We start from the raw sequence: 15,662 nt of genomic DNA, 5'->3' as shown, positions 1-15,662 counted from the left end.
TGTTTTTTAAAGTTCATATAAATAGGCTAAAATATATTTTGGACTGTCAAATTTAATGATAGTATTTTAATTACTAGGTTGGATAGAATATTTTGTAAAGATAATACGTGGAGACTGCCCACGTATTATTTATGACCTAACCTGATTTTTTGAATGATTTTATCGAAAAATAAAGGAGGCTCAGAAAGCAAGTTTCTGAGTACTACAATTATGCCAGATCATAAATTTGTGTAGCGAGACTGTGGAAAATGATTTTTTATGCAAGGAGAGAGTTGGTTGAGCAATATAAATGAAAGCAGCGTTGAGGAATATATACGGGGTTTAATTCCATCAAGAGATAATTTTTTTGTAGAGCTAGAGAAGTACGCAGAACTTAATCATGTGCCAATAATTCATCCTGAAGTGGCTCAGCTTATTAGGGTTTTGATAAGCATTACAAAGCCTAAGAGAATACTAGAGATTGGAACTGCAATCGGCTATTCTGCATTAGTGATGGCTAGTGCTATGGAAAAGGATGGCAAGGTTATCTCTATAGAAAAAAGAGATGATATGACAGGTCTTGCTGAGAAAAATATACATGATAATGGATATTCAAATATGATAGAAATAATCAAAGGCGAAGCAGAGGAAGTACTGCCTAACATTGACGATAAGTTTGATTTTATATTTATAGATGCTGCAAAGGGACAATATATGGAGTTCTTTCCTCATTGTATAAGAAACTTAGCTGATGGGGGAATTATCCTTTCAGACAATGTCCTGTATAAAGGAATGGTAGCCAGTGATGAGCTAGTATTGAGAAGGAAAAAAACCATAGTGAAGAGAATGAGAAATTATTTAGATTATATAACTAGCAATAAAGACTTAGAATCAAGTGTAATACCAATTGGTGATGGAGTTGCCATTACTTATAAAAAGGAGGTAAAGGAAAATGAATAGACCTGAGCTTTTAGCTCCAGCTGGAGATATAGAAAAGCTTAAGATGGCCATAGTTTATGGAGCAGATGCTGTATACTTAGGTGGCGAAGCATTTGGGCTTAGAGCTTCATCAAAAAATTTCTCTATTGATGAGATTAAAGAAGGCTTAGAATTTGCTCATTCAAGAGGAAGAAGATTATATGTTACTTTAAATATCATTCCGCACAATGAAGATTTAAGTGGTCTACCTGAATATTTAAAAACACTAGATGAAATAGGTGTAGATGCTGTTATTGTATCTGATCCTGGAGTAGTTTCAGTGGTAAAAGAGATTGCTCCAAATATGGAGATTCATATTAGTACTCAGGCTAATACTACAAATTACCTATCAGCAAATTTTTGGCATAAAATAGGGGTCAAAAGAATAGTGTTGGCTAGGGAACTATCTATAAATGAAATCAAAGAAATTATAGATAAAATACCTCCTGAATTGGAAATTGAGACCTTTATTCATGGTGCAATGTGTATATCTTACTCAGGGAGATGTCTTCTAAGTAACTATATGACGCATAGGGATGCAAATAGAGGTGAGTGTGCACAGTCCTGTAGATGGAAGTATAATTTAGTAGAAGAGAAAAGACCAGATGAATACTATCCAGTATATGAGGATGAGAATGGTACTTATATTTTTAACTCGAAGGATTTATGTATGATAGAACATATTCCGGAGTTAGTAGAGGCTGGGGTAAAGAGCTTTAAGATAGAGGGCAGAATGAAAAGCCCATATTATGTTGCTACAGTAGTAAGATCATACAGAATGGCTATGGACGAATACTTTGCTGATCCAGCTAATTATAAGTTCAACGAAAAATGGTTGGAAGAAATAAAAAAAGCTAGTCATAGAGATCATACAACAGGTTTTTACTTTGGAAAGCCAACAGGTAACGAACAGTTATATACTAGCAGTTCATATATTAGAACATATGACTTTCTAGGATTGGTACTAGATTATGACAATAGCACAAGTATAGCAACAGTAGAACAAAGGAATAGAATCTTTGTTGGTAATGAGATTGAGGTTTTTGGACCTAATAAGGAGCATTTTAACCAAGTAATTGAAAAAATGTGGGACAAAGCTAATAATGAAATTGATGTTGCCCCTCATGCACAGCAGATTATAAAGATCAAGATGGATAAACCTGTTGAAACTTGGGACATTATTAGAAAACCTAGAGAGGAATGATAGCTTTGAACAGACCAATACTAATTGGCATTACTGGAGGTACTGGCTCAGGGAAAAGTACTGTTGCAATGGAAATCTTCGGTTCATTACCAGAAAAGAATATTGTTATTATTGAACAGGATTCATACTATAAGGATCAGAGTCATTTATCATTTGAGGAGAGGGTAAAAACTAATTATGACCATCCTTTTGCTTTTGATAATGACTTGCTAATTGAGCATTTGACTGCACTCATGAATGGAAATTCCATTAATAAACCTATTTATAATTTTGAAGAACATACAAGAAGGAAAGAAACCATAGTTGTTTACTCTAAGGATATTATAATCCTAGAAGGTATATTAATACTTGATGATGAGAGGATCAGAGAATTATTGGATATCAAAATATTTGTGGATACTGATTCTGATGTAAGAATTATTAGGCGAATAACAAGGGATATTAAAGAAAGAGGAAGAACCTTGGACTCAGTTATAGAGCAGTATATGACAACTGTAAGGCCAGCACATATGCAGTTTATAGAGCCAAGTAAAAGATACGCGGATATTATCATTCCAGAAGGTGGATACAACAAAGTAGCCATTGATCTTATGGTTACAAAGGTTAAATCAATAATTTCAAAATAGATATTATACCTCCATACTAAGTTGGGAATAATTATTCCATAGGCTTATATGGAGGTTTTATTATGGATAAGAAGACAAGGAATAATATTTATAGAAGAGCAAAGAAAATTATGATAGTCTCAACTATTGTTTTTGCAATGCTTGTTATAAGACTATTTTGGATACAGATAGTGAAGGGGCAAAAATATGGATTAGAGGCAGGAAAACAATATGTAAGGGAAATTAGAGTAGCTCCTGCCAGAGGAAATATATTTGATAGAAATAATGTTCAGTTAACAAACAATAAAACAGAAAAGACAATTTATATATTTAGAGACGCTGTATCAGGTGACGATGAGACTTTAGAGAAAATAAGAGAAGCTTTTGATCTCTCAGAGAAGGACATAGAAATAATAAAAAAATCAAGTAATAGAATTATTGAAATACCTTTAAGCAAGGAAGTTGAAGACAATATTTCTATTAGAGGTGTAACTATAGAGGAAAGAAAAGTAAGGTATGATGGTAACAATTTGCTTTCGCATGTTATAGGATATATAAAGAAAAGTGAGAATGTTGGTGAGTATGGAATAGAAAAAGAATACGATAGCATTTTAAAAATGAATGACAGCTTTGGTGTTAAGTATGTTGCAGTAGATGGAAAACAAAGAGTTATTCCTGGTCTAAAGGATACAGAAGTCATTAGCGAGAAAAAAACTAGTTCTAATAGTGTGAAATTAACTGTAGATATAAATATACAAAAAGCAGTAGAAAAAGTACTTGACTATAGGAAGGTTAACGGTGCTGCTATAGTTACAGAGGTGACAACAGGTGATATATTGGCAATGGCAAGCAGGCCGACTCTAAACCAAAACGATATTGGAATAAATTTTAATAGTAATAATATGGACTTTTATAATAAAGCTTTAGAGGTGGCTTATCCTCCAGGCTCCATTTTTAAGACTGTCGTTATGCTTGCTGCCCTTGAGGAGGACTTGATTAGCTTTAATGATACCTTTGTATGCGAGGGGTATGAAGATTTGGGAAGTTTTAAAATTAAATGCAATAATACTGAAGGACATGGAGAAATAACTGCATATGAAGCCTTCTCCAAATCCTGCAATTCAGCTTTTATCCAGATAGGAAAAAAAGTAGGGGCTAAAAAAATAATTGATATGGCTAAAAGATTAGGCTTTGGAGAAAAAATACAAAATATTTTAATTGAATCGTCAGGAAATCTTCCTAAAAATGATGAGTTATTAGGTCCTGCTATAGGAAATATATCCATTGGCCAATCTAATATAGAGGTTACACCAATACAAGTAACTAATATGATGATGATTATTGCTAATGAAGGTGTTAAGAAAGATATAAGTATAGTAGATAGTATTGTAACTGAAGAAGGCGGTTTTGTTAAAAAGGTAATGAGAGAAAAGGAAGAAAGGGCTTTATCGACAAAAGTAAGTAAACAAATTAAAAAAGTCCTTGAAGGTGTTGTTGATAATGGTACGGCGAAAAATATTAATATGTCAAGTATTGGTGGTGCAGCAGGTAAAACAGGATCAGCGGAAAATAGCAAAAAGATAACTCATGCATGGTTTTCAGGCTATTTTCCAAGTGATAAACCTAAATATGTAATTACTGTCTTTATAGAGGAAGGTGGATCAGGGGGCAAAATTGCGGCACCAATATTCGAGGAGATTGCAAAAAGTATTTATGATATTGATTTAAAGTAAAGTGTACGTGCACACAAGACTAAACATCTTCATATAATTAATTATAGTGCATAATATTATGGAGGTGTTTGCTCTAATGCTAGCGGCTGTATTAGCAGGCCTTAGTTTTCTTGTTAATCCTATTCTACCCCTAGTTGGCTATGTTTATAGTAGCAGTTCTTTTCCGAAGCCTCTTTCTCAGGAGGAGGAGGAGCATTATTTAATGCTATATGAACAAGGAGACGAAGATGCAAAGAATATTTTAGTAGAAAGAAATTTAAGATTAGTTGCTCATATAGTAAAGAAATATCATAACACTGGAAGAGAGGTAGATGATTTAATTTCTATTGGTACAATAGGTCTTATAAAAGTACCATAAAGACAACGATAATAAGAGGTATAATCACAAACTTTATTCATTAAGATAAGTAAAAAACTTATCTTTTTTTAATTTACGAGAAAAGGAGAGACATGAACATGGGAAATAAAATAATAGCGATTGTAAACCAAAAAGGCGGAGTAGGTAAAACGACTACAGCTTTAAATTTAGGATATGCGTTATCACAAATAGGAAAAAAAGTTTTATTGATAGACTTTGATCCACAAGGAAGTTTAACGGTTGCCTTAGGATATAAGACAGATAATAAACCAGGTATTCAAACACTTATGACAGCTGCAATAGAAGAAAGAGAAACAGAAGAGAATTGTATTTTAGAAATCAAAGAAAATATGAAACTAATACCTGCAAATCTACAACTAGCAGGCATTGAAATGACGTTGGTAAATGTCATGTGTAAAGAACAGATATTAAAATCAATTACAGAGCCTATAAGAAGAGATTACGATTATATATTAATAGACTGCTCACCATCATTAGGTACATTGACAATCAATGCTCTGACAGCTTGTGACAGCGTAATTATACCTGTTACTCCAGAATTTTTATCAGCTAAGGGTTTAGGGGATTTAACATCTACAATAAAGAAGACAAAGAAAAGAATAAATCCAAGTATTGAGGTAGAAGGTGTTTTAATAACTATGCTAAATGAAAGGACTAACTTATCCAAAGAAATGCTTAAAGCAGTGAATGAAAGTGCAGTGTATATTAAAGATAAATTTGATTTAGATATGAAAATATTTAATAATAAAATACCTGTTTCTGTTAGAGCTGGAGAAGCAATCAAAAATAGAAAAAGTATTATAGAATACGATCCTAAAAATAAGGTATCTGAAGCTTACCAGTGTTTTGCCAAGGAGCTGATTGCTAATGATTGAGAAAAGAAAAGTTATAAACATAAACGATTTATTTTCTGATGAAGAAGATTTGCTAGAAAGCTCAGATTCTGGAATAAAAGAAATAGATTTATCTCAACTTGTACCTTTTAAAAATCATCCTTTTAAGCTATACGAAGGCCAACGTCTAAATGACATGGTGGATAGTATAAAGGAGCATGGAGTAATACTACCACTTATAGTTAGAGCTGATAATAACGGTAAATATGAAATCCTTTCAGGACATAATAGGGCCAATGCTGCAACCATAGCAGGACTTGAAAGAGTACCCATAGTAATCAAAGAAGGATTAACTGATGAAGAAGCTATGTTAATAGTTACAGAGAGTAATTTAATACAGAGATCCTTTACAGATTTATCTTATTCAGAAAAAGCTAGAGTATTAACTGAACACTATAATGCAATAAAGCAGCAAGGCAAAAAAGTAGACTTGATAAATGAACTTGAAAAGCTTTCAAATGCTGATGATTTAGAGGAAAACTTAGATTCGTGCCAATTTGGCACTCAGGGAAGAAGTGATAAAAAAGTTGGTGATGATTATAAACTTTCAGCAAGAGATGTCGCTAGATACATAAAAGTAGATACACTAAACGAATCGCTAAAGATTAGACTAGATACAAAAGAAATTCCATTTATTGCAGCAGTAGATTTATCATTCCTTAAAAAAGATGAACAGGAGAGCATTGAAGGGATATTGAAAAAGAATAAATTTAAGGTAGATATAAAGAAAGCTACAGTTTTAAAGAAACTTTCTCAGAAAAGAAACCTCACAGAAGAAAAAGCTTTTGATATATTGTCTGGAAAGTATTTTGATAATCCTAATAAAAAACCTAAAAGTATTAAAGTAAAACCAAAGATTATTAGCAAATATTTTTCAGAAGGTCAAAATCAAAAAGACATTGAAAGGATAATTGAAAAGGCATTGGAATTATATTTCTCACAGAGTCAAGAAATTGAAAATGAAGATGAATTAGAGATGGAATAAAGTATTGTTAATGATATAATAATTATAATAAAAATTAAAAATTTCTAATTTATTAACTTTTAGGAGAGATATTCTATGTTTGATAAGGTTGAAGAGTTAAAATCAAAATTAAATGAGTACAGACCATTAACAAGTGAAGAAGTCCGCAGATTAAGAGAAGAGTTTTTAATTGATTTTACCTATAAACTCAATGCTGTATAGAAAAATACACTTACATTACAAGAGAAGACGGCTTATTAAGATTATAAAGAAAGGAGGTAATAAGTTATGACAATTCACGAATTAAAAAAAGGATATGTAAATAAAGAGTTTAATAAAAGTTGTTTTATTAAAAATAATATTATATCAAAATTAGAAGGACTACATGCAATTCATATTGAAGTGTTAAATACTTTCTTTAAACAAGGAAAAATGCAAGGTAGTATCACTGCCGAAAATAAGTTAAGCGAAAAAATTAGCCAATGTTATGTTTTTACTAACCTATATGAAAATATTGATAGACCTAGTGGATTTGAAAGGACTGATTTATATATTTGTTTGAATGACTTGGAAACCCGAGGGTTTGTAGTCAATGTTAGAAATGTAGCTCATTTAGAGTATGCTTATGCAATAACAGACTTAGGTATAAGTGCGCTTTTAATGATCGAAGAATTATAAAAAGATTAGGATAACGGCAACAACTTTTGTTGCATTATATGATGAAAATGGAAGAATAGGGAGATTACTTTCAAACTTAGAATTAATGAGGAAGGTTACCCACCAATGATAAATGATAAGTAAGAATTAGAATAATAAAGTTTTTATAAGAATAGATAGCGTTAATCAGCTATCTATTTTTTTATGTAAAAAAACAATAGACAGGAGGAATAAGAATGAGTAAAGCAAACTCTAAGAATTATGTAGGCGTTATTAAATTTAAATCAAATTTACCATATGAAGAGGTCGAAGGATTTAAGTATAATACAGGAGTTGATAATATAGAAGAAGCTAGAAAAATACTTTCTAGCATTAGTTCTAGTCTTTCAATCTCTAACAATTGTCAAGTTAGATGGGAATTCGAAGGTATTGGCCAAGGTCATTACTGTGATGATTATTGGTATAAGTCCCAAGATTCTACAGAAAGAAATAAAGATGAGAGTGAAGATGAATGGGAATCTGAAATATAGGCTTTTTGTTTTTTAACCCCCTATTAGAGTAGGTAAGTATTATTCTTGCCTGCTCTTTCATATATATAAATTAAAATAAACATGGAGGGAAAACAAATGGTTTTTTTAAGTAGTAAGCATGCTCTAAAATTTAGAGAGCTAATTAAAAAAGACAATACTTATCCAAAAGACAGTGAAAGACATGCACTATTTTATATTATAGCAGGCAATAATGATTTATATAAAAAAAGAAATTTTATATATGACTTTAAAAACAATAGCATAAATCCCGAATGCTTAACTGATGAAAGAGTAGATTTTTCAACAAGCTCTAAGGCATTAATACGTTTAGGTTTTAATCTATATAATAATTTCAAGGATGACTATATATCACCAATGAATATCTTTTACTGCTTAGATAGGGAGAATTATAGTCTTGCAACCAAAGCAATTGACATCAGGTTTGAAAGGAATATTGAAAAAATTGAATATTGAAGATGAACTAGAAGAGGAGCTAGAACTTTAGCTTCTCTTTATATTTTAAGGAGGCATGTTTATGGCATATGAAAAGCGTAGATTTACCGATGAGCAAATTCAATCAGCTAATAGTGTAAATATCCTTGAATATGCAAGCCAGTATTTTGATGTAAAAAGAGTAGGGGTTAATTCATACAAAATAGAAGGATATGGGGGACTTCACATAAATCCTGTAATCAACAAATGGAACTGCTTTTCTCAAAACAAAGGTGGAGGTCCAATTCAGTTTGTAATGTTTACAGAAAATAAATCTTGGGTCGAATCAGTTAAACAACTTCTTGGACTTACTTTCAGCAACACTTTTAATTATCAAAAAGACATAAAGAACGTAAAGAAAGAAGATACCAAAGGAAAATTAGTTCTTCCAAAGAAAAATAATACATATAAACATATGATAGCTTATCTCATCCAAACAAGAGGGATTGATAAAGATATTGTTTATCAATTCATAAAGGATAAAAAGCTATATGAGGATAAATATAAAAATTGTGTCTTTGTTGGGCATGACAAAGATGGTAATGCTAAATATGCAAGTATAAGAGGTACCAACACTAACACAGAGAGATTCAGAGGAGAGGTGAAAAATTCAAATAAAGCCTACTCCTTTAATTTTTTAAAACGAAATAGTGATAGATTGTATGCATTCGAATCTCCAATTGAGTTGATGAGTTATATGAGTATTAATAAAGGTTTTAATCATAATGCTATATCATTGGCAGGTGTATCTGACATAGCATTAAAAAAGTTTTTAAGAGACAACAAAAATATTGAGACAATACGATTTTGTCTCAATAATGACCAAGCTGGTAAAAAAGCTACAAAAAGCTTAGTAGAAAAGTACAAATGTGATTATAGCATAGAAGTTGAATATCCACTGTTAAAAGATTTTAATGAAGATATAGTTTCTTCTAAGCACGTTAACAACGAGAAAAATTATGAAGAAGTAGAAGATGAAGAATTAGAGATATAGGTTACAAATAAGAAAATAATTTATTCAATGAAGAGGAGCTAGAAATATACCTCCTCTTTTTCTTTCTTTCAATAACGTTAGGTATTAGAACTGGAGGTGCAAAAATGTATAAGAGAGTGTCTACAAGCATATTTTTCTTTTTTTCAATATCCCAAAACTTCTCTTTTAGGGAAGGCAAGTGACCTATTTGTCGGACATTCGTCCGAAAATAGCTTGTAAGGGGATACCCCTTAACCCCTAAATACTCGGGAAGTATCCCGAACCCTCAAAAAAGCATTAGCTATGTTTAAAGTGAGAAAATTAAAATTTGAGAGATTGCTTTATGTTTAATAGTTTAAAAAATTTAATTAAAAATAAATATAATGTATTTAGAATAATATATCTCTGCTTATGAAGTTGAAAGTTTCTATATTATGCAAAAAACTATATGAAGCATAGCTAATATGCTATAATTGCCTTGTAAGTAAGTAGTAGGATTATGACATATTAATTTTAACTTATGTCCTATTATTTCAAGAAAAGTCAATATATAATTTGAAATTCTGCGATATTACAAGGAGGGGTTAGATGCAACAAAGAAGTTTATATTCCTATAGCTTTAATGATGACGAGTATATAGAGTTTCGATTACTTTCAAGTGGGGATTCAATTGAAGAGTTAACACAACTTCTTCATAAATCCTACAAAATTTTAGCTGACATGGGCCTTAATTATGTAGCAGCTACGCAGAATCATAGTATAACATTAAAAAGAGCAACGCATGCTTACAAATGTTATATAGGCATGTATAAGAATAAGATTATTTCAACAATATCTTTGTATGGTCCAGAACCTTCGGAAAAAAGCAGTTGGTATAGTAAAGGTTTTGTAGCTAAGTTTGGACAGTTTGCCGTTGCACCTGAATTTCAGAAATACGGAATTGGCAGTAAAATGATGGACATTGTTGAAGAAGAGGCTAAAACGATAAAGAATGTGACAGAGCTTGCAATAGATACTGCTGAATCAGCACATCATTTAATTGAATTTTATAAAAAAAGAGAGTATAGATATGTAGAAACTATTCAATGGGATTTTGCAAACTATAAGAGCGTAATATTAAGCAAGACACTATATTCTTAGAAAACAGCATAATTATAAAAACGGAACAATCAACAAAAATACCGTATTATTCAGAAATGAATTTTACGGTATTTTTATGTAGCATTTCAAGTTTATCATACACTAACTATAATATTAGGAGGCGAAGCGTGAAAGATGTTGATTTAATCAAATTTAATCAAGAGTGCTTATGTTGCAGACGATTTTTTAATAACAAAGGAGAGTGTAATGGTAGAAAAACTGTTAAGATTAAATGCTTAGCATTTAAAGAGATAAGAACTTAGAATTACATTACCAGATTAAATTAATAAATAGCCTATTTTAGACATTATTAGTGTTTTTTTATTTTGAAAATTAAGGGGAGTGATTGCAATTGAAAATAGAATTTTAAAAATTTCTTTTAGGGTTAATGAAAAAGAAAATAAGAGAATAGAAGAAAAAGCTAGAAAAGCAAATATGACAGTAAGTGAATATTTAAGGTATGCAGCACTAAATAAAAAAATAATAGTGATAGAAGAATTTAAAGAGCTCACCAAAGATTTGAGAGGTATTAGTAGAAATCTCAATCAGTTAACCTTATTAGCTCATCAAGGCAGAATTTCTTATATTAACACAGACGATATGCAGAATAAAATTTCTGAAATATTTGAAAGGATAAGTTTAATAATGTAATGAGGTGAGAGATGGCTAATTTTGGAGAGACTGAACCTAAAAATAAAAAGGTTCAAGAAAAATCAGATTTGAAGGGCGTTACAAAATATGCAGGAAAAGAAGAAAAGACAGAAATTGAACTAATGGAGATAGCTGATATAGTTGAAAGGGAGAATGTAGAAGAATTATTTAAGTACGTTACACAAAACAAAAAAACTAAAGTTAAATTGATGACTGGAATAAATTGTCTTTCAGATACAGATGGAGCATATAATGATATGATACTTGTAAAAAAGATGTATCGTAAAGAAGGTGGAAGAATGTTTAAGCATTTTTACCATTCATATTCTGATAAAGAAAATTTGGATCCTTTAACAGCACATCAAATAACTCTTGATTTAATTTCAAGAGAAAAGAGATTTGAAGGATTTCAAATTTTTGCGGCGACCCATATAGACAAAGGACATCTTCACACGCATATTATATTAAATACTGTAAACATTGAGACAGGTAAGAAATGGCAACAATCAAATACTTTTTTATCTGAGATGAAAGAATTATCAAATGAAGTTTGTAAAGAATATGGACTTAAATATAGTTATGTTAATACGGGTTTACACAAGAACCAAAGAAAAAACATGGACAGAGGAGAATTGAGGGCAAAAAAAGAATATCGTTCATGGAAGAATGAATTAAAATTAACGATTAATGATTGTATTAAGGTTTCCATAAGCAAGTCAGATTTTATTAAAAATATGAATAAATTAGGATATAAAGTAAGATGGGAAGATACTAGGAAGTATATTACCTTTATAACTCCTGATAATAAAAAATGTAGAGACATAAAATTGGAAGACTATAAAAATTATACTAAAGAAAAACTATTAAAACGTTTTGAACTTAATAAACAGATTTATAGATTATCTGATAAAGAACTTAAATATAAGCAAGAGGGAGAATCCTGGAAAACAGAAGCATTTTATACAATTAACGACTGTAAAAAAGTTGCAGCATCAAAAGAAGATTTTATATTTAAATTAGAGCAATTAGGTTATCAGGTTAGATGGGAAGATAGCAGAAAAGATATTACATTTATCTTTTCAGTTAATGGTAAAGTTAGAAAATGTAATAGTGATAAATTCCATCCACCAGGAATTTTCTCAAAGGAGAATTTATTAAAAACATTTAAATTAAATTCTCAACATCAGGAAACTACACAAAAAAGAGAATTGCAAAGAAGGTTCGAAGCCAAAGAAGAGTTAGTCATGCAAACAATAAAAATACTTGAAAAAAACCCAGATTTAGGTCATAAAGATTATCCTAGGTCATTCCTTGAAGGACAAGCTCTAAAAGAAAAATTTAAGGAAAAAGAAAAAGGTGATGGTTTGGATTGGGAAAGATAAAAACTATTTAGATAAGTACTAAAAATTTAGATTACGAGATAAATTGAAAATAAGTAAAGAACAAAAATGAAATATAAAATTTCGTTTTTAAAATTAAAAATTTAGAGAAAGGAGTTAAAAAATGCCACCATTTCCTTCAAAAAAATATCATGTGATTTATGCAGATCCACCCTGGAAATATGGGAGCAAAAAATATCAGGATAATGGGAGAGACTTTGACAAATTAGAAGATAATCATTATCAAACAATGACGTTAGAAGAGTTTAAAAAATTGCCTGTACAAGATATAGCTGAAAGAGATTGTATTTGTTTCATGTGGGTAACAGACAGCCACTTAAAAGAAGGAATAAAACTATTAGAAGCATGGGGCTTTAAATATAAAACAATAGGATTTAATTGGATTAAGAAATACGAAAGTGGAGAGACATGTGTTAATTTTGCACCATGGACTTTAAAAAGTTGGGAACTCTGTCTAATAGGAGTTAAGGGTAGTATGGGAAAATATAAGATAGCAAATAACGTAAAAGGATTACTTAAAGAAATAAGAACTAAGCACAGTAAGAAACCTGAGGAAGCAAGAAAAAGAATTGAGAAATTATTTGGTAACATATCAAAAATAGAATTGTTTGCGAGAGAAAAAGTAGAAGGATGGGATTGCTGGGGGAATGAAGTCAACAACTAAAAATGATACAAGAGCTACTAACTATAAAGTTAGTTTTTTTGTTTTTTACTTCAAAGGAGAGGATTAAAATACTGAAACAAGATAATTTAGAAAGCCTAAGAGAAAAGCTTAATAAGACAATTTCTGATGAAAAATTACTAACTAGCAAAGAAATTGTAGAGATGAGCCAGCAACTCGATGAGTTAATAGTATTGGAATATGAAACAAAGATTAAAAGTAGGTGATAATATAAAAGGCTTCTATATAGATAAACTTATAAAATTGAATAGATTGAATAAGGGAGATAGCTATGAAATAAAGAGAAAGGATTCTAAAAGCTGTGATTCAAAATTTAATGGAAGGCTTATTAAAACCTATGAAAATTTTTATCTTTTTGAAAACGATAAGGGATTTAGAGAGTGTTTTTTAAAAATAGACTTAGAAATAAATTATTTTGTAATAGAAAGAGTTAGAAAGGAGATTGCTTTACATGAACAGGCAAAAAAGAAACAAAATTATAATTTCAATTCTAGTATTAATAATAGGTTTTACCTTTAGCGTGTTTTTCTCAACTATATTTCATAAACTGTTATCTAGAGAAATTAACAATTTAAGTTTTCCTAAGTTTGAAGATTGTTTAAAGAGCCTTATGTCTAATCAAAAACATTTAAAGCTCTTTTTATCTTTTTTGGCACTTAGCTTTTTAGCAAGTATTGGTTTCTATTTTTCAGATGATAAAGCATACCAGAGCCAACTTACTAAAGTAACACCTATGATATATACACCTGTTAAAGCAGGGCAAAATCAACATGGCTCAGCTAGATGGCTTACTGAAAAAGAAAAAAAGGAGGTTTTTAAGAGTTACACTTTAAACTCAAGTAACAGTTATATAAAAGACCTTATCAAAAAAGGAGAAAAGGATTTGAATGAAAGAGGTGAGGAAAATAGAGCAAAGAGAAAAAAGTCTGAGCAATAGCTTTTTACCTAAAGAAGGCGGGGGACTTGTATTAGGTATGGCGAAGAAAGGCTTGACTAAACAAGAGATTTATTTTGTAGAAGACGATGTTCATAGTTTAATCATTGGAGCTACTCGGAGTGGAAAAACAAGATGTTTAGTTTTGCAAACTATAAGTACCTTAGGCTTAGCAGGAGAGAGTATGTTTTTAAGCGATCCTAAAGGAGAGTTATTTCACTATACTGGTCCATTTCTAAAAAGGCTAGGATATGATGTCTATGCAATAGATTTTAGAAATCCCCTAAAAAGTAATGAATATAATTTCCTACAGCCTATAATTGATGCAGTTGATAGAGATGATATATCTGCTGCCATAGACTCGACCTGGGATTTAACAGCTACATTAGTAGGGGAAGCAAAGGGTGAAAGAATATGGAGGGATGGGGAAGCATCTACTATTGCTAGTGCTATCATGAGTGTAGTTTATGATAATAGAGAAGGAGAAAATAGACGTTTTCAGAACATGACAAATGTCTATTTTTTTATAGCTGAAATGTGTAAGCCTGTTGGAAAGACAATGCCCATAGTTGAATACTTAAAGAACTTAGAGGATAATCATCCTGCTAAAGGACTTTTAGCTATATCTGAAGTTGCTCCGTCCAAAACAAAAGGTAGCTTTTTTACTGCTGCACTAACAACACTAAGGCTGTTTACAAATCCTTTAATAAACTCTATGACTTGTAGAAGTGACTATGATCCAAGGGATTTAGGGGATTCAAAAACTGCTGTGTTTATTATACTTCCTGATGAAAAGACAACCTACTATTCATTAGCAAGTCTTTTAGTATCACAACACTATGAACACCTAGTAAAAGCGGCAGATGCGAAAGGAGGAAGATTAAAAAATAGAGTTAATTTTGTATTAGATGAGTTTGGAAACTTTACTCAAATCTCTGACTTTGCAAACAAATTGACCGTAGGAGGAGGAAGGGGAATAAGATTTAATTTATTCCTACAGTCCTTTGCTCAGTTAGAAGAGAAGTATGGCAAGGAGACAGCTAGAACCATAAGGGGAAATTGTGAATACTGGATATATTTACAGGCAAGTGACAATGAAACATTAAAAGAAATATCTGAAAGACTAGGGAATTATACAACAACTAGTTATTCTCAAAGTGCTTCTCATGGGAAATATACTACACCTAGCAGCTCACATAGTGTAAACCTTACGGCGAGAGCTTTACTTACTTCAGATGAAGTAAGGCTTATAAAGAGACCATACTCTTTAGTTATGTCAAATAGTCATCCAGCTATTATGTACGCTCCTGATTTGAGTAAATGGCATTTTAATAAAATGCTGGGACTTGGGAGCAAAACACACAACACAAAAGTAAGAGAGATAAGAGAAAATAGGCGTAAAGAAAAATCAGTAAGATTTAATGAAATGGAGCTCTGGGGAATATGGGATTTTTATGCTGAATATTAG

At 31.0% G+C, this 15,662-nt stretch carries 19 protein-coding genes and 1 pseudogene; all 20 read left to right on the top strand.

Annotation, left to right across the window (positions count from 1 at the left end; translation table 11 throughout):
* The first annotated feature begins 276 nt into the window (after nt 1–276).
* On the top strand, nt 277–939 hold the full coding sequence (locus tag QO263_RS13615; protein ID WP_285622494.1) for an O-methyltransferase: 663 nt from the start codon (nt 277–279) through the stop codon (nt 937–939).
* On the top strand, nt 932–2,161 hold the full coding sequence (locus QO263_RS13610; protein WP_285622492.1) for a peptidase U32 family protein: 1,230 nt from the start codon (nt 932–934) through the stop codon (nt 2,159–2,161). Before QO263_RS13615 ends, QO263_RS13610 begins: the two co-directional genes overlap by 8 nt.
* 5 nt (nt 2,162–2,166) lie before the next feature.
* Nucleotides 2,167–2,787, top strand: coding sequence for a uridine kinase (udk, locus tag QO263_RS13605; RefSeq protein WP_285622490.1), 621 nt, complete (start codon nt 2,167–2,169; stop codon nt 2,785–2,787).
* A 62-nt stretch (nt 2,788–2,849) separates the two neighbouring features.
* Entirely contained in the window at nt 2,850–4,499 is a 1,650-nt protein-coding gene (locus QO263_RS13600; protein ID WP_285622487.1) for a peptidoglycan D,D-transpeptidase FtsI family protein, read from the top strand.
* A gap of 76 nt (nt 4,500–4,575) precedes the next feature.
* Complete coding sequence (locus tag QO263_RS13595) at nt 4,576–4,857, top strand: sigma factor (protein ID WP_352168822.1); 282 nt, start codon at nt 4,576–4,578, stop codon at nt 4,855–4,857.
* A gap of 98 nt (nt 4,858–4,955) precedes the next feature.
* Nucleotides 4,956–5,753 (top strand): ParA family protein, encoded by a 798-nt coding sequence (locus tag QO263_RS13590; protein ID WP_285622485.1) that lies wholly within the window; start codon nt 4,956–4,958, stop codon nt 5,751–5,753.
* Nucleotides 5,746–6,756, top strand: coding sequence for a ParB N-terminal domain-containing protein (locus QO263_RS13585; RefSeq protein WP_285622483.1), 1,011 nt, complete (start codon nt 5,746–5,748; stop codon nt 6,754–6,756). The genes QO263_RS13590 and QO263_RS13585 overlap by 8 nt, the downstream gene beginning before the upstream one ends.
* 75 nt (nt 6,757–6,831) lie before the next feature.
* The gene (locus QO263_RS13580; RefSeq protein WP_285622481.1) at nt 6,832–6,957 is read left to right on the top strand and encodes a hypothetical protein; all 126 of its coding nucleotides are present in this window, start codon (nt 6,832–6,834) and stop codon (nt 6,955–6,957) included.
* 66 nt (nt 6,958–7,023) lie between these two features.
* On the top strand, nt 7,024–7,413 hold the full coding sequence (locus QO263_RS13575) for a hypothetical protein (protein WP_285622479.1): 390 nt from the start codon (nt 7,024–7,026) through the stop codon (nt 7,411–7,413).
* A gap of 215 nt (nt 7,414–7,628) precedes the next feature.
* The gene (locus QO263_RS13570) at nt 7,629–7,922 is read left to right on the top strand and encodes a hypothetical protein (protein WP_285622477.1); all 294 of its coding nucleotides are present in this window, start codon (nt 7,629–7,631) and stop codon (nt 7,920–7,922) included.
* 96 nt (nt 7,923–8,018) lie between these two features.
* Nucleotides 8,019–8,396: a DUF6075 family protein gene (locus tag QO263_RS13565; protein ID WP_285622475.1), complete on the top strand. Its 378-nt coding sequence runs from the start codon at nt 8,019–8,021 to the stop codon at nt 8,394–8,396.
* 61 nt (nt 8,397–8,457) lie between these two features.
* Entirely contained in the window at nt 8,458–9,408 is a 951-nt protein-coding gene (locus tag QO263_RS13560; protein ID WP_285622472.1) for a DUF3991 domain-containing protein, read from the top strand.
* 567 nt (nt 9,409–9,975) lie between these two features.
* On the top strand, nt 9,976–10,527 hold the full coding sequence (locus tag QO263_RS13555; protein ID WP_285622470.1) for a GNAT family N-acetyltransferase: 552 nt from the start codon (nt 9,976–9,978) through the stop codon (nt 10,525–10,527).
* 342 nt (nt 10,528–10,869) lie between these two features.
* Nucleotides 10,870–11,178 (top strand): plasmid mobilization protein, encoded by a 309-nt coding sequence (locus QO263_RS13550; RefSeq protein WP_285622466.1) that lies wholly within the window; start codon nt 10,870–10,872, stop codon nt 11,176–11,178.
* Between the two features lie 11 nt (nt 11,179–11,189).
* Nucleotides 11,190–12,560: a relaxase/mobilization nuclease domain-containing protein gene (locus tag QO263_RS13545; RefSeq protein WP_285622464.1), complete on the top strand. Its 1,371-nt coding sequence runs from the start codon at nt 11,190–11,192 to the stop codon at nt 12,558–12,560.
* Nucleotides 12,561–12,681: 121 nt separating this feature from the next.
* Nucleotides 12,682–13,242: an MT-A70 family methyltransferase gene (locus QO263_RS13540; RefSeq protein WP_285622462.1), complete on the top strand. Its 561-nt coding sequence runs from the start codon at nt 12,682–12,684 to the stop codon at nt 13,240–13,242.
* A 2-nt stretch (nt 13,243–13,244) separates the two neighbouring features.
* Nucleotides 13,245–13,466 carry an aspartyl-phosphate phosphatase Spo0E family protein gene (locus QO263_RS13535; protein WP_285622460.1) on the top strand — a complete coding sequence of 74 codons (222 nt, stop codon included), beginning with the start codon at nt 13,245–13,247 and terminating at the stop codon, nt 13,464–13,466.
* Nucleotides 13,441–13,779, top strand: coding sequence for a hypothetical protein (locus tag QO263_RS13530; protein ID WP_285622458.1), 339 nt, complete (start codon nt 13,441–13,443; stop codon nt 13,777–13,779). The genes QO263_RS13535 and QO263_RS13530 overlap by 26 nt, the downstream gene beginning before the upstream one ends.
* Entirely contained in the window at nt 13,712–14,197 is a 486-nt protein-coding gene (locus QO263_RS13525; protein WP_285622457.1) for a TRAG family protein, read from the top strand. The genes QO263_RS13530 and QO263_RS13525 overlap by 68 nt, the downstream gene beginning before the upstream one ends.
* A 7-nt stretch (nt 14,198–14,204) precedes the next feature.
* Nucleotides 14,205–15,662 (top strand): annotated as a pseudogene (locus QO263_RS13520) (VirD4-like conjugal transfer protein, CD1115 family); the annotation flags it as partial.

This window comes from Proteiniborus sp. MB09-C3 (genome assembly GCF_030263895.1).
Classification (GTDB): Bacteria; Bacillota; Clostridia; order Tissierellales; family Proteiniboraceae; genus Proteiniborus.
This window is presented reverse-complemented; position numbering and strand designations above follow the sequence as displayed.

Excerpts from the sequence above, each read along its gene's own strand:
- QO263_RS13570 (WP_285622477.1), top strand. The coding sequence starts at position 7,629 with ATGAGTAAAGCAAACTCTAAGAATTATGTAGGCGTTATTAAATTTAAA.
- QO263_RS13585 (WP_285622483.1), top strand. The coding sequence starts at position 5,746 with ATGATTGAGAAAAGAAAAGTTATAAACATAAACGATTTATTTTCTGAT.
- QO263_RS13590 (WP_285622485.1), top strand. The coding sequence starts at position 4,956 with ATGGGAAATAAAATAATAGCGATTGTAAACCAAAAAGGCGGAGTAGGT.
- QO263_RS13580 (WP_285622481.1), top strand. The coding sequence starts at position 6,832 with ATGTTTGATAAGGTTGAAGAGTTAAAATCAAAATTAAATGAGTACAGA.
- QO263_RS13610 (WP_285622492.1), top strand. The coding sequence starts at position 932 with ATGAATAGACCTGAGCTTTTAGCTCCAGCTGGAGATATAGAAAAGCTT.
- QO263_RS13555 (WP_285622470.1), top strand. The coding sequence starts at position 9,976 with ATGCAACAAAGAAGTTTATATTCCTATAGCTTTAATGATGACGAGTAT.
- QO263_RS13575 (WP_285622479.1), top strand. The coding sequence starts at position 7,024 with ATGACAATTCACGAATTAAAAAAAGGATATGTAAATAAAGAGTTTAAT.
- QO263_RS13600 (WP_285622487.1), top strand. The coding sequence starts at position 2,850 with ATGGATAAGAAGACAAGGAATAATATTTATAGAAGAGCAAAGAAAATT.
- QO263_RS13530 (WP_285622458.1), top strand. The coding sequence starts at position 13,441 with ATGAAACAAAGATTAAAAGTAGGTGATAATATAAAAGGCTTCTATATA.
- QO263_RS13560 (WP_285622472.1), top strand. The coding sequence starts at position 8,458 with ATGGCATATGAAAAGCGTAGATTTACCGATGAGCAAATTCAATCAGCT.
- QO263_RS13595 (WP_352168822.1), top strand. The coding sequence starts at position 4,576 with ATGCTAGCGGCTGTATTAGCAGGCCTTAGTTTTCTTGTTAATCCTATT.
- QO263_RS13535 (WP_285622460.1), top strand. The coding sequence starts at position 13,245 with ATGATACAAGAGCTACTAACTATAAAGTTAGTTTTTTTGTTTTTTACT.
- QO263_RS13565 (WP_285622475.1), top strand. The coding sequence starts at position 8,019 with ATGGTTTTTTTAAGTAGTAAGCATGCTCTAAAATTTAGAGAGCTAATT.
- QO263_RS13540 (WP_285622462.1), top strand. The coding sequence starts at position 12,682 with ATGCCACCATTTCCTTCAAAAAAATATCATGTGATTTATGCAGATCCA.
- QO263_RS13545 (WP_285622464.1), top strand. The coding sequence starts at position 11,190 with ATGGCTAATTTTGGAGAGACTGAACCTAAAAATAAAAAGGTTCAAGAA.
- QO263_RS13525 (WP_285622457.1), top strand. The coding sequence starts at position 13,712 with ATGAACAGGCAAAAAAGAAACAAAATTATAATTTCAATTCTAGTATTA.